The 13801-nt window shown below is 62.5% G+C and carries 12 protein-coding genes; 2 read left to right on the forward strand and 10 right to left on the reverse strand.

Annotated elements, in window-relative coordinates:
• The first annotated feature begins 6 nt into the window (after nucleotides 1-6).
• Nucleotides 7-1785: an acyl-CoA dehydrogenase C-terminal domain-containing protein gene (locus FFH90_RS10380; protein ID WP_086945299.1), complete on the forward strand. Its 1779-nt coding sequence runs from the start codon at nucleotides 7-9 to the stop codon at nucleotides 1783-1785.
• A gap of 103 nt (nucleotides 1786-1888) precedes the next feature.
• Nucleotides 1889-2896 carry an Ldh family oxidoreductase gene (locus FFH90_RS10385; RefSeq protein ID WP_138867111.1) on the forward strand — a complete coding sequence of 336 codons (1008 nt, stop codon included), beginning with the start codon at nucleotides 1889-1891 and terminating at the stop codon, nucleotides 2894-2896.
• A gap of 53 nt (nucleotides 2897-2949) precedes the next feature.
• On the opposite strand, the gene FFH90_RS10390 is transcribed toward FFH90_RS10385, so the two are convergent.
• The 10 genes from FFH90_RS10390 to FFH90_RS10435 form a co-directional block, all read right to left on the reverse strand.
• The gene (locus tag FFH90_RS10390; protein ID WP_138867112.1) at nucleotides 2950-4530 is read right to left on the reverse strand and encodes an aldehyde dehydrogenase (NADP(+)); all 1581 of its coding nucleotides are present in this window, start codon (nucleotides 4528-4530) and stop codon (nucleotides 2950-2952) included.
• A gap of 217 nt (nucleotides 4531-4747) precedes the next feature.
• Nucleotides 4748-6136: a fosfomycin efflux MFS transporter AbaF gene (abaF, locus tag FFH90_RS10395; protein WP_064616852.1), complete on the reverse strand. Its 1389-nt coding sequence runs from the start codon at nucleotides 6134-6136 to the stop codon at nucleotides 4748-4750.
• A 71-nt stretch (nucleotides 6137-6207) separates the two neighbouring features.
• Nucleotides 6208-7125, reverse strand: coding sequence for a dihydrodipicolinate synthase family protein (locus tag FFH90_RS10400; RefSeq protein ID WP_138867113.1), 918 nt, complete (start codon nucleotides 7123-7125; stop codon nucleotides 6208-6210).
• A gap of 113 nt (nucleotides 7126-7238) precedes the next feature.
• The gene (locus FFH90_RS10405; RefSeq protein ID WP_064616853.1) at nucleotides 7239-8267 is read right to left on the reverse strand and encodes a proline racemase family protein; all 1029 of its coding nucleotides are present in this window, start codon (nucleotides 8265-8267) and stop codon (nucleotides 7239-7241) included.
• A gap of 25 nt (nucleotides 8268-8292) precedes the next feature.
• Nucleotides 8293-9015 carry an amino acid ABC transporter ATP-binding protein gene (locus tag FFH90_RS10410; protein ID WP_064616854.1) on the reverse strand — a complete coding sequence of 241 codons (723 nt, stop codon included), beginning with the start codon at nucleotides 9013-9015 and terminating at the stop codon, nucleotides 8293-8295.
• On the reverse strand, nucleotides 9008-9658 hold the full coding sequence (locus tag FFH90_RS10415; protein ID WP_064616855.1) for an amino acid ABC transporter permease: 651 nt from the start codon (nucleotides 9656-9658) through the stop codon (nucleotides 9008-9010). The genes FFH90_RS10410 and FFH90_RS10415 overlap by 8 nt, the downstream gene beginning before the upstream one ends.
• Nucleotides 9659-9668: 10 nt before the next feature.
• Nucleotides 9669-10334, reverse strand: coding sequence for an amino acid ABC transporter permease (locus FFH90_RS10420; RefSeq protein WP_018928302.1), 666 nt, complete (start codon nucleotides 10332-10334; stop codon nucleotides 9669-9671).
• Entirely contained in the window at nucleotides 10327-12105 is a 1779-nt protein-coding gene (locus tag FFH90_RS10425) for an aconitase X (RefSeq protein WP_138867114.1), read from the reverse strand. The genes FFH90_RS10420 and FFH90_RS10425 overlap by 8 nt, the downstream gene beginning before the upstream one ends.
• 10 nt (nucleotides 12106-12115) lie before the next feature.
• Entirely contained in the window at nucleotides 12116-12934 is an 819-nt protein-coding gene (locus FFH90_RS10430; RefSeq protein WP_019581953.1) for a transporter substrate-binding domain-containing protein, read from the reverse strand.
• A gap of 442 nt (nucleotides 12935-13376) precedes the next feature.
• Complete coding sequence (locus FFH90_RS10435; protein ID WP_138867115.1) at nucleotides 13377-13736, reverse strand: DUF6124 family protein; 360 nt, start codon at nucleotides 13734-13736, stop codon at nucleotides 13377-13379.
• Between the last annotated feature and the right edge of the window lie 65 nt (nucleotides 13737-13801).

Here is a 13801-nt window from a genome sequence, read left to right on the forward strand (position 1 = left end):
CCAACTATGTCTGATTACAAAGCTCCCTTGCGCGACATGCGCTTCGTACTCAACGAGGTCTTCCAGGTGTCCCGGCTCTGGGCCAGATTGCCTGGCCTGGCCGAGGTGATCGATGAAGAAACGGCTGCCGCGATCCTTGAAGAGGCCGGCAAGATCAGCGCCGAGGTGGTCGCACCGCTGAACCGCAGCAGCGACGAGCAGGGCTGCACCTGGAGCAATGGCATCGTCATCGCTCCCGAAGGTTTTGTCGCGGCTTACCAAGCGTTCGCCGCAGGCGGTTGGGTGGGCGTCGGCGGTGACCCACAGTTCGGTGGCATGGGCATGCCCAAGGCCATTTCGGCTCAGGTCGAGGAGATGGTCAACTCGGCGAGTCTGTCGTTCGGCCTGTACCCGATGTTGACCGCCGGGGCGTGCCTGTCGATCAATGCCCACGCCAGCCAGGAACTCAAGGAACGCTATCTGCCGAACATGTATGCCGGCACCTGGACCGGTTCCATGTGCCTGACCGAGGCGCATGCCGGCACCGACCTGGGCCTGATCCGCACCCGAGCCGAGCCTCAGGCCGACGGCAGTTTCAAGATCAGTGGCAGCAAGATTTTCATCACCGGCGGCGAGCACGACCTGACCGAAAACATCATTCACCTGGTGCTGGCCAGACTGCCGGATGCACCCGCCGGCCCCAAGGGCATTTCACTGTTCCTGGTGCCCAAGGTGCTGGTGAATGCCGATGGCTCGCTGGGTGAGCGTAACGCGCTGTCCTGCGGTTCAATCGAACACAAGATGGGCATCAAGGCGTCCGCGACCTGCGTGATGAACTTCGACGGGGCCACTGGCTGGATCGTCGATGCGCCGAACAAGGGGCTGGCGGCGATGTTCACCATGATGAACTACGAACGCCTGGGCGTGGGTATCCAGGGCCTGGCGTTGGGTGAGCGCTCGTACCAGAACGCCGTCGCATACGCCCGTGACCGTCTGCAAAGCCGTTCGCCGACGGGCGCGCAGAGCAAGGACAAGTCTGCCGATCCGATCATTGTGCATCCGGATGTACGGCGGATGCTGTTGACCATGAAGGCCTTGAACGAAGGCGGGCGGGCGTTTTCCAGCTACGTGGCCCTGCAACTGGATACCGCCAGGTACAGCGATGACGCGCCAACCCGCACCCGTGCCCAGGAACTGGTGTCGCTGCTGACCCCTGTGGCCAAGGCGTTCCTCACCGACATGGGGCTGGAAACCACGGTGCACGGCCAGCAAATCTTCGGCGGCCACGGTTACATCCGCGAATGGGGCCAGGAGCAATTGGTTCGCGATGTGCGCATCACTCAGATCTACGAAGGCACCAACGGCATTCAGTCGCTGGACCTGGCCGGGCGCAAAATAGTCGCCAGCGGCGGGGCGCTCTACCGCTTGTTCGCCGCCGAAGTTCGCCACTACACCGCCAACGCCTGCGCTGACCTGGGTGAGTTCACCAAACCGTTGAACGCCGCGATGGACACCCTTGACGAACTGACCGCGTGGCTGCTGGATCGAGCCCAGAGCAACCCGAATGAAATCGGCGCGGCCTCGGTCGAGTACCTGCATGTGTTCGGCTACACCGCGTACGCCTACATGTGGACGCGAATGGCCAAGACTGCGATGAGTACGCACTCCAAGGACGCTTTCTATGCCAGTAAACTGGCCACCGCGCGCTTCTACTTCGCCCGCCTGCTGCCGCGCATCCACTCGCTGAGTGCATCGGCCAGGGCCGGTAGCGAATGCCTCTTTGAACTGGAAGCAGCGCAGTTCTGATCGAAAGGGCACTGTGCCCATTTCGTCACCCTCCGTCCCTAAACCGATCAAGCCACCGCTCCTTGGATAGACCACGCTGAACGGTCTGTCCAAGGAGATGACCATGATTCGACTGACCCTGATCGAAGCCCGTGAATTGGCCGAATCGATCCTGTTGCACAACGGTTTTAACCTGGCCCATGCGCAAGCGGTGGCGGCGACGGTGATCGCTGGCGAGCGCGATGGCTGTGCCTCCCACGGCTTGTACCGGATTCTGGGCTGCGTGAATTCCCTGCGGGCCGGCAAGGTGTCGGCCGACGCAGAGCCACGGGTGATCGACCAGGCACCGTCGATTGTTCGGGTAGATGCCGGGGGTGGTTTTTCGCAGTTGGCGTTCCAGGCAGGTTTGCCGTTACTGGCGGAGAAAACCCGGGCCAATGGGATTGCGGCGCTGGCGATCAATCGTTGTGTGCATTTCTCGGCGCTGTGGGTGGAGATCGAACAGTTGACCGCCGCCGGGCTGGTGGCGCTGGCGTGTAATCCGAGTCATGCCTGGGTGGCGCCGGCCGGGGGACGGGTGCCGGTGTTCGGCACCAATCCCATTGCCTTTGGCTGGCCACGCGTGGGGCAGGATCCGTTTGTGTTCGACTTCGCCACCAGTGCGATTGCCCGTGGCGATATCGAGTTGCATCGGCGTGCCGGCAAGGCGATTCCCGAGGGCTGGGGCGTGGACGCCGAGGGGCGGCCGAGCACCGATGCCAACGTGGTGCTCGATAGCGGCGCGATGCTGACGTTCGGTGGGCACAAGGGCTCGGCGCTGGCGGCGATGGTGGAGTTGATTGCCGGGCCTTTGATCGGTGACCTGACCAGTGCCGAGTCACTGGCTTACGACGCGGGCAGCAAGTCATCGCCCTACCATGGCGAGTTGATCATCGCGCTGGATCCGCGACGTTTTCTGGGAGCGGCCACTGAAGAGCACTTGGCCCGGGCCGAGGTGTTGTTTCAAGGGATTGAAGGGCAGGGGGCGCGCTTGCCGTCGCAACGGCGTTATGTGGCGCGGTCGCGCAGTTTGGTGGAGGGCGTGCAGATTCCCGAGGCGCTGTACAACGATCTGAAAGTGCTGCTGGCCTGATAATCCGACCTCCTGTGGGAGCGAGCAGGCTCACCCCACAGGAGGTTGTGTTGTCAGACCGGTTCGCGGTGGCTGGCGCCATCGACCAGGCGGGCAATGCCCAGCGGGTTGGCGTTTTTCAGGGCGTCGGGCAGCAAGGCATCCGGGCAGTTCTGGTAGCACACCGGGCGCAGGAAACGCTCGATGGCCAGGCTGCCGACCGACGTGCCACGGGCGTCGGAGGTCGCCGGGTAAGGACCGCCATGCACCATCGCATCGCACACTTCAACGCCGGTGGGGTAGCCATTGAACAGTACCCGGCCGACCTTTTGTTCCAGCAGCACCAGCAGATCGGCGTGTTCCTTCAGGTCCTGCTCTTCGCCAATCAAAGTGGCGGTGAGTTGACCGTGCAAACTGTTCAGCGCTTGTTGTAACTCGGCTTTATCGGCCACTTCGACGACGAGGGTGGTCGGGCCGAACACTTCTTCCTGCAACAGCGGATCACCCTTGAGCAGCAGGCTGACGTCGGCCTTGAACAGTTGCGGCCGGGCTTGATTACCGTGCTGGTCCTGGCCTGCCAGATGGCTTATCCCTGGATGGTCGACTAACGCCTGCACACCTTTTTCGTAGCTGGAGAGGGTGCCGGCGTTGAGCATGGTTTGCGCCGGCTGTTCGGCCATCAAGGCACTGAGCCGAGCGGTGAACGCGCTGAACTGTGGTGAGCCAATACCGATTACCAACCCCGGATTGGTACAGAACTGACCGCACCCCTGAACCACCGACGCCACCAGTTCACCGGCGATTTTTTCGCCCCGTGCGCGCAGGGCTTCAGGCAATACCAGCACCGGGTTGATGCTGCTCATTTCGGCGAATACGGGAATCGGTTGTGGCCGTGCGGCGGCCATGTCACAGAGGGCGCGACCGCCTTTGAGCGAGCCGGTGAAACCGACGGCCTGGATCGCCGGATGCTTGACCAGCGTTTCACCGACGCCCGCGCCGTAGATCATGTTGAACACGCCTTTAGGCATGTCGGTTTGCTCGGCGGCGCGGATGATTGCGTCGGCCACGTGTTCAGCGGTCGCCATGTGTCCGCTGTGGGCCTTGAACACCACCGGGCAACCGGCGGCCAGAGCAGCCGCGGTATCACCGCCAGCGGTGGAAAAGGCCAGCGGGAAGTTACTGGCGCCGAACACGGCCACCGGACCGACGCCGATCCGGTATTGGCGCAGGTCGACCCGTGGCAGAGGCTGACGTTCGGGCAACGCGCGGTCGATACGCGCCCCATAGAAATCGCCCCGGCGCAGCACCTGGGCGAACAGGCGCATCTGGCCGCTGGTACGGCTGCGTTCACCCTGGATGCGTGCGGTCGGCAGGGCAGTTTCGCGGGTGACCAGGGCGACGAATTCGTCATCCAGGGCATCCAGTTGCGCGGCGATGGCCTCGAGAAATTCTGCACGGCGTGTCGCCGGCAAGTTACGAAAGGCAGGGTAAGCGGCAGCGGCGGCTTGGGCTGCGGCGTGCACTTCCTCGGCGGTGGCTTGCATGAACGAATAGGGCAGCGCTGCGCCGGTGCTGGCGTCATGGCTCTGCATCGCGATGTTGCCAGCGGCGCTGCGGGCACCACCGATGTAGTTGTGGCCGATGATCTGGGGCATGGAAAAACTCCTGTTGGAATGCGAGGCCAAATGCCGTTGGTTGAGAAATGCCAGGCGTAGCGCGGCGATCCGTAGCAGCTGCCGAAGGCTGCGTTCGGCGGCGAAGCCGTCGTAAATCATGCACCGCGGTATTTCGGCCACACCGCGGTGCATGGTTTACGACCGCTACGCGCTCGAACGCAGCCTTCGGCAGCTGCTACAGGTTGCGTACTGGCGATTAAGCCAACCGGCGTGTGGCGGCCGGTTCGAGGTTATCCAGCGCAGCAATACGCGCAGCGGATTCGGCATCCACCTGGTGCAACGACTTGCCACGGGTTTCCCGGGTCAGGCCGACAGCCACGATGGAAATCAGCGCGGCGCCCACCAGGTACCAGGCGATCGGTGTCGAGCTGTGGTACTTGTTGAGCAGGGTGATGGCGATCAGCGGCGCGAGGGATCCGGCGAAGATCGGCGCCACCTGGTAGCACAGCGAAAGGGCGGTGTAGCGCACATGGGTCGGGAACATTTCGGCCATCAGCGCCGAGTAGGGCGCATAGGTCATCGACTCGATGGCCAGGCCCAGGGTGATGGCCCCGATGATCAGCCAGTTGTTGCCGGTGTCCATCATCGGGAAGCCGATGAAGCCCCAGAACGCAGTGAGCACCGCGCCGATCAGGTACACCGGTTTACGCCCCACGATATCCGACAGATAGCCCATCAACGGGATCAGGAAAAAGTGCAGCAAGTGCGCGCCGAACATCAGCAACAGAATCTCTGAGGTGTCCTTGTGCACCACCAGTTTCAGGTAGGTGATCGAAAAGGTGACCACGGTGTAATAGAGGATGTTCTCGGCAAACCGCGCGCCGATCCCCACCAGCACCGCGCGCCAGTGATGACGCAACACTTCCACCACGCCCAGTTGTTGCTGCTTGGTCTGCGCTTGCCGGGCCTGGGCCTCCTTGAAAATCGGCGCGTCATCGACGCTGGTGCGAATCCAGTAGCCGATCAGCACCACCACCGCCGAGAACCAGAACGCCACGCGCCAGCCCCAGGCGAGGAATTGTTGTTCCGACAGGTTTGACGACAACAGCAGCAGGGCGACGGTCGCCACCAGGTTGCCGGCCGGCACCCCGGCTTGCGGCCAACTGGCCCAGAAGCCCCGGCGATTGTCCGGGCAGTGTTCGGACACCAGCAGAATCGCGCCACCCCATTCGCCCCCAAAGGCAAAGCCCTGAATCAGCCGCAGCAGCACCAATAACACTGGCGCGGCATAGCCGATGCTGTCGAAGCCGGGCAGGCAACCCATCAGGAACGTGGTGATGCCAACCACCACCAGGCTCAGTTGCAGCAGGCGCTTGCGGCCGAATTTGTCACCGTAGTGACCGAACACCAGACCGCCCAACGGACGGGCGAGGAAGCCGACGGCGTACAGGGCGAAGGCGGCGATGATGCCGTCGATCGGACTGTCGGTCTGACGGAAGAACAGCTGGCCGAAGACCAATGCCGAAGCGGTGCCGTAGAGAAAGAATTCATACCACTCGGCGACAGTGCCGGCCATGGCGGCGGCCACTACGCGTTTGAGTCCCGAGGGTGTGGTTGCGCTGGAGGTGCTGTGAGGATTGGACATGCTGACGTTTCCTGTAGAGGCGCGAAAACAGGTAGCCGGGCCGGACCCGCAAGGATCCGCCCGGCAATCACTCAGAGACCGACGTCCGGCAACTCCGGACGGTTGGCCATGGCCTTGGCCATGATCTGTTCGACGAACTCCCGATCAGCTTGCGGCAGTGCCAGGCGTGGCGGACGGGTCAGGGCGCTGCCGCGACCGGCGATGGCTTCGCAGAGTTTGATGCACTGCACCAGGTCGGCACGGGCATCGAGGTGCAGGATCGGCATCAGCCATTCGTAGATCGGCATGGCTTCGGCGAAGCGACCGGCCTTGGCCAGGCGGAAGATGGTCTCGCCTTCTTTCGGGAATACGTTCGACATGCCCGAGACCCAGCCTTCGGCACCCACCGCGATGCTTTCCAGCACCACGTCATCGAGACCTGCGAACAGCACGAAACGGTCGCCGACTTCATTGCGCACGTCGATGAAACGGCGGGTATCGCCAGAGGAATCCTTGAAGCACACCACGTTGTCGCAGTCGGCCAGGGAAATCAGGATGTCCGGGGTGACGTCGTTTTTGTAGATCGGCGGGTTGTTGTAAACCATCAACGGTACGTCGGAGTTCTTCGCCACGTAGCGGTAATGCTCGGCGGTCTCGAACGGCTTGGAACCGTAGACCAGCGCCGGCATCAGCATCACGCCGTCGACACCGACCCTGCGCACCGCGTTGGCCACCTTGGCCGCTTGCACACTGGTGAACTCGGCCACACCGCAAATCACCGGCACGCGGCCGCGGGAAGCGTCGACCGCAACTTCGGTCACGGCGATTTTTTCTTCGGCGGTCAATGAGGTGTTTTCCCCCACCGAACCACACACCACCAGGCCCGATACGCCGTCACGGATCACGTTGGAAATCACCTGGTGGGTTTTTTCCAGGTTGATGGAGAAGTCATCGTTGAATTGAGTGGTCACCGCGGGGAAGACGCCACTCCAGTTAATGCGCTTGCTCATTGTTGCCTCCGGTTCGTTTTTGTATTTCGTATACGATATTTTAAATGCCGATACTCGGCCAGTGGTTTTTTCAATCAATCAGGGTTTTTTATAGCCGTTGGTCTGGGGGAGTTTCAGGCGCCGGGCCAGGTGTCTGACAGGCGATAGCCCTGTGGCCAGGGATCGCTGGGGTCGAGCAGCAATTGGTGGGTGCCGGTGATCCAGGCCCGGCCGGAAATGCACGGGTAGATCGCCGGGCGACCGGCCACTTCGGTCATCGAATCGATGCGGCAATGGAATTCGGAACCGAGGATCGAACGGCCGATAAAGCGCTCGCCAACCTGCATCAATCCCTTGGCCTGCAACACTGCCATACGTGCCGAACAACCAGTGCCGGTGGGCGAGCGGTCGATCTTGCCGGGTTGAATCACCACGGCGTTAGCCCCGGTGGCGATGCCATTTTCAACCACGATGGGCGCGGCAATCTGGCAGAAGGAAATATGCGACCACTCGGGGTTCAGCGGATGGACGAAGCCCAGTTGTTCATTGGCCGCGCGGGTGATTTTCAACCCGACCTCGACCAGCTCGGCCGCCTCGTCAGGGCGGATGGAAAAGCCCAGGCTTTTGGCGTCGGCGATGACAAAACTGTCGCCACCGTACGCGGTGTCGACCTGTAACGAGCCGAGGCCTTCGACTTCGATCCAGGCGTCGAGGCGATCAGCGAAGGAGGGCACGTTCTTGATTTCCACCCGTTCGACCTTGCCGTCGCGGCAATCGGCCACGGCCTCGATCAAGCCGCCGGGCGCTTCGAGCACCAGCCGGGTTTGCGGTTCGGTCATCGGCAGGATGCCGCTGTCGAGCAGCACCGTGGCGACGCACAGCGAGTTGGAGCCGGACATCGGTGGCGTGTCGGCCGGTTCCATGATGATCCAGGCCATTTGCGCCCGAGGGTCCTTGGCCGGCACCAGCAGGTTGACGTGGCGGAACACGCCACCACGGGGTTCGTTGAGGACGAAATTGCGCAGGGTTTCATCCTTGGCGATCCAGCGCGATTGCTCCCACACGGTGGCGCCGGGCGGTGGGGCGACACCGCCGACGATCACATCGCCGACTTCGCCTTCGGCGTGGCAGCTGACCACATGAATGACTTTCGATGAACGCATGGCTGACTCCTTTTATCGCCGGTCGTTATTTCACTGATTTGAGAAACGCCGCCGTTTCCGCATGTATCGGATTGCCAATCACCTGATCCGGCGAGCCGATCTCGTGCACCAGGCCATTGCGAAAGAACGCCACACGGTCGGACACATCGCGGGCAAAGCGGATTTCGTGGGTCACCAGCACCATGGTCATGCCGTCTTCGGCGAGCATGCGCATGGTGTCCAGCACCTCGCCGACCAGTTGCGGGTCGAGGGCCGAGGTGGCTTCGTCGAACAGCATGTAGTCCGGTGACATGGCCAGGGCGCGGGCGATGGCCATGCGTTGCTGCTGGCCTCCGGACAACTTGCCGGGGAAGGTCTTGAGCTTGTCGCCAAGGCCCACGTGGGTCAGTTGCTGCACCGCCAGCGCCTCGGCGTCGCACTTGCTTTTGCCCAAAACCTTGCGCGGCGCCAACATCACGTTTTCCAGCACGGTCAGGTGCGGGAAGGCATTCCATTGCTGGAACACGATGCCGATTTTCTGCCGCAGGCGGTTGAGGTCGGTGGCGCTGTGATGAACCTCGACGCCATCGACGCGGATGTTGCCTTTCTGGATCGGCTCCAGGCCGTTGATGCACATCAGCAGGGTCGATTTGCCGGAGCCCGAGCCGCCGATGATCGACACCACTTCGCCCTTGTCCACCGTCAGGCTGACACCCTTGACCACGGCCAGATCGCCGAAGGATTTATGTACGTTGTCGATCTCAATCATTTTCTTGCCACCTTCTTTCCAGACGAGCGCCCAGGCGTGCAACCACCAGGCTCATGACGTAATAGATAAGGCCCGCGACGCACAGCACCAGCAACGGTTCCTGAATGCGGGTGACGATGGTTTGCGAGGCGCGCAGCAGTTCGACGATGCCGATCCACATCACCAGCGCGGTGTCTTTCATCACACCGAGCACCAGGTTCAGCCAGCCGGGGAAAGCCACGCGGGTGGCCATCGGCAGGACGATCCAGCGCAGGTCCTGCAAAAAGCTCAGGCCCAGCGAACGACTGGCCCGCCGCAGGGTGAACGGCACCGACAGCACGCCGCTGCGCACGATCTCGGTGAAGTACGCGGCGGTGTAGACCCCCAGCACAATGCAGCCGACGCTGAAGGCACTGATGTTCAAGCCGACGATGCTTTTGAGCGAGTTGAACAGCACGAACTGGATCAACAGCGGCACGCTGCGAAACACATCCAGCACCCAGGCCAGGGGCAGGCTGGCGCGTGGCAACAGCGCTCGCAGCAGGCCAAACAACAGCCCGGCGAAGGAGCCGAGGATGATCGACCAGAACGTCAGTTGCAGGGTGACCCAGGCGCCATCGAGCAGGAACAGCAGGTCATTCCAGGAAAAACTGGTGGAAAACATGGTCAAGCCCTCAGTAACGGAACAACCGCCAGGCCATCAGCCGGGCTGACGCGACGATCGCCTTGGCAATCAGGTAATACAGCGCCGCGGCGATGGCGAAGTATTCGAAGGTGCGGAACGTTTTGACGTTGTAGTCCTGGGTCACCCCGGTCAGGTCATTGTTCAGCCCGACGATCACCCCCAGCGACGTCATCAGCACCGCCCAGACCATCTGATTGGTCAGCGGGTAGAAGACGATCCGCAACAGCTGCGGGACGATGATCATGCGGTAGGCCTGGAAGGCACTCATGCCCAGCGAACGCGCGGCGCGCACTTGAGTGTCGGGGACGGCCTTGAGGCCGCCGCGAAAGTTCTCCGCCAGATACCCGGCATTGTTGAAGGTGATCCCGGCGAGCAGGGCGAACCATGAGCTGACGTGCAAGCCCAGCGAGCCGAGGCCGAAGTAGAGGACGTAGATCTGGAACAGCGACGGGGTGTTGCGCGCGATCGATACCCAGCCGTTGCCGATACCACGCAGCAGCGGGGTTTTGCTTTCGCGCATCACCGTCAGGGCCAGGGCGATCAGCACGCCGAAGATCATCGACAACGCGGCGGTCTCGAAAGTGACCCAGGCGCCGGCGAGCATGTCCGGCAGGGCGCGCAGGGTGGCGCGCCATTGGAAGGTGTAATCAAACATGCGCGAGAGTCTCCAGAGGGGCGGCGGTTTGCAGCCAGGCCGGCAGACGACCGCTGGCCGTGGCACTGCAAGCGGTATCGACACATTCAGCCAGGCTGGCGAAATGCACCTTGCGGCCCACCAGGCCGGGTGCGTAATGGGCGTATTTGCCCGAGTTGGTCATCAAGGTTGTTGCACCCGGCGGGATCACCGGTTCGCCGAGCATGCACCAGCAGGTATCGGTGACCAGGGTGGCGCCGAAGGCTTCGATCACGGCGATATGCCCGGCTTCGCGAGCCTGCTCCAGCACGGCGCGGCCGCAAGTAATGGCGAGGACCACGTCGGGGTGTTTGTGCCGACCCAGGCACAGTCGCGCCAGGTGAGCGAACTCGCTGAGGGAGAAATGCGGGTTACCCAGCGAGACCACATCCACCCGGCTGTCGCGGGCACTGTTGAGTTCGCGCCAACTGACCAATAGCTCCTTCAGGCGGATTGTTTCCACGGGCAGGGCTACATCTCCCTCCAGCACCTGCGCCGGGTCGATAGCTTCCGGGGTGATCCCGGCGATATGGAATAACGGGGCGGCGGAGGTGGTGGCAAACGCCGCGCCGAACGCCTTGAGGTCGTCCAGGCTCGGCTTGCGGTTTTCCAACCCACGCACCAGTGGAATCCGGCTGCCCGCCAGCGCGCCGATGTGGTAACCGAGCAACGGGTAGAAGGCATCGTCCAGTTCACCCAGGGCGGACACTTCGACCTGCAATCGGGCCTTGCGTTGTGCGTCCAGGTGGCAGCCGATCAACGGGGCGCGGCCGGTCAGGGCGATGCAGATGTCCAGGTAGTCCGGGTACTTCAGGGTGCGTGCCCCCAGCACGCTGTTGGCGTAGACCACCGCGTTGGATTCGGCCCAGACGATCTGCTCGCCCGCCTTCGGCGCGCTGTCGAGCAGGTAGGGTGCGCAGGTGAAACTGAGTTGCGCACCCATCGCCATATAGGCATCGCCCAAGGCACTGGCCGGTTCGCCGAGCACCGGGTCGATGCCCAATTCGCGCCAGCGGCGCTGGTCCACGGAAATTGAATTGAGGGTGGTGGGCACCCGCACGTTGGCGCCCCATTGCACCAGTTGTTCGGCAAAGCGCAGGCTCGCAGGTCCGGTGTAGATGCAGCCGTCGATGTGCGCCTGGGTGACATCCACCAGGCGGCGGGCACCTTGCAGTTCGGCCATGCGCAGAACAATCTGCATGGCCACTTGTGCAGCCTTGCCATGTTGGCCGTCGAGCAGCGCCCGGTCGTGTTCGGTGAGTTCGAGCGGGGCGCTTGGGTCTTGCGTTTGCAATGGGCTGTCGAGTGCCTGCCAGGCATCGCCCGGCAGGTGTTCGAACACGGTTACCGAGGCGCCGTCGACCCGAGCGAAGGCCTTGCCGCGCAACGCGGCGAAGGCCTCCCGGCCGATGCACAGCACCGGCAGGGAGCGCTCGAAAATCGTCTGCGCGACGAGCACGCCCAAGGTCAGGATCTCATCGGGTTCGGCCAGCACCAATGCGGCCGGTGCGTGGCCGTTGCTGATCAGTTCCATCAACACGCTGCTGCCGGTGCACGAGCCGCGTCCGCTGGGAATAGCCAGCACGCGGCCGGCCAGGTATTCGCCGCTGAGCGGGTGGTGACGGTCAATGATCTCGCCGCTAAACGGATCGACCCCGCCCCAGAAACTCAACCCGATATCGGCGAACAGCAGGGCGCCCTCGGCGGCGCCCGCGACCAGGCTGCGACCGGTCAGAGAAGTGGGCCTAGGCATGCCGGACACCTCAGTAGTAGACCTGTGGCACGGTCAGGTTGGTCGGCGGGATTTCAGTGCCGACCCATTTGACGAACAGCTCTTTGTAACGACCGGTGCGCACCTGTTGGTTGACGAACAGGTTGAGGTAGTTGAGCAGGCCATACTCGTTACGCTTGGCGCCGAGGGAGACGTAGTCGATCACGTACGGCGCGTTACCGGCGACTTTCAGGTTTTTGTATTTGCCCGATTTGAGGGTGGCGGCGGCCACGGTGTTGGTGACCACGGTGGCGTCGATATGGCCTTGGGCAACCGCCAGTAGGGTGTCGTTCTGCGACTGATAGGCGCGGAAGGTGCCGGTGCCCCAGTTCTTCACGTCTTTCTCTAGCGCGATGGCCTCATAGGTGCCGCTGGTGTTACCCACGGGTTTGCCCTTGAGGTCATCGAAGCTGTTGATGCCGGTGTCGTCGCGGGTCAGCACCACCATCTGGAAGGCGAAGTAGGGCACGGTGAGGCCGACGGTCTTGGCCCGTTCGAGGGTGTCGGAAGTGGAGGCGACGATCACATCGGCCCGCCCGGAGACCAGCGCCGGAATACGGTCCGGGAACGGCGTCTCGACCACTTCGGCCTCGACCCCGAGGATTTTCGCCAGGTCACGGCAGTAGTCCACGTCGAAACCGGCTGGGTTGTTACCGGCATCGCGGAAACCCATGGGCGGGAAGTCCAGGGTCACGGCGCAGCGCAGCTTGCCCGAACCGATGATGTCGTCGAGCTTGTCGGCCTGGGCGGTGGCAATGAAGGAGGTACTGAGAACAGCGCTGAGGGCTACGGCAAATGCGGGGTTTTTCATAGAGGCCTCGTTGATGTGAAGTGCTGTTGGATATCGTATTGGGGATTTCGTATACGATATTAAATATAGCAATCAACGTGCCCGTTTCCAGGCCGAGGCGTGAATTTGTTGGCAGGCCTTGGAGTAGAGGTGTTGCGGTGCGTCAGAGTGACGCCGTGAGGGGCGGGGGCCGCGATGGTGGGTGTTACAGATGGGAGCAATGGTTGTGCGGGGCGCCCCTTTAGGGAACATCGGCGCCCTGCGATCACCCCGTGCTCTGACACACCCATGTGGCGAGGGAGCTTGCTCCCGCTGGGTTGCGAAGCGACCCCAAAACCTGCGACTGCTTTTTTACAGGCACACCGCATAAGCCGGTTTTGCGACTGCTGCGCAGCCGAGCGGGACGGTGCGGCGATCCGACAAGCTCCCTCGCCACAATAAGTGCTCTCACTACAGACTTTCGTCAGCCCTGCGGATCGAGGTTATCCAGCACTCGATTCACCGCCAGCTCCCCGAGCATGACCACCGATTGAATCCCCAACATCACGTTGCGATGGGGCATGTCCATCAACCCGGCGAACTCACTGAGCATCATGCTGGCTGACGCCAGGGATTCGCAGGCGTTGACCAGCAGGGTTTCGTTATCGACCTTGGGGCCGACGTGGTAAATGGTGCTGGGTTTGCGCTGGGTGTCTTTGGGGGTGGGTGGTTTGAGGTAGTGATCGAGGGCGCGGTCGGCGGCTGCGTGGAGCTTTTTCGAATCGAGGGATTCGTAGGGGGAAACGTCGTCGGTTTCCGGAGGATTTGGCGTTGGTTTGAACATAGATGGAGCTCCAGATATTAAAAGTGGAGCCATCACCTTCGCTACCAAACGAAGAGGTGGTGGCC

This window comes from Pseudomonas sp. ATCC 43928 (assembly GCF_005938665.2).
GTDB lineage: Bacteria > Pseudomonadota > Gammaproteobacteria > Pseudomonadales > Pseudomonadaceae > Aquipseudomonas.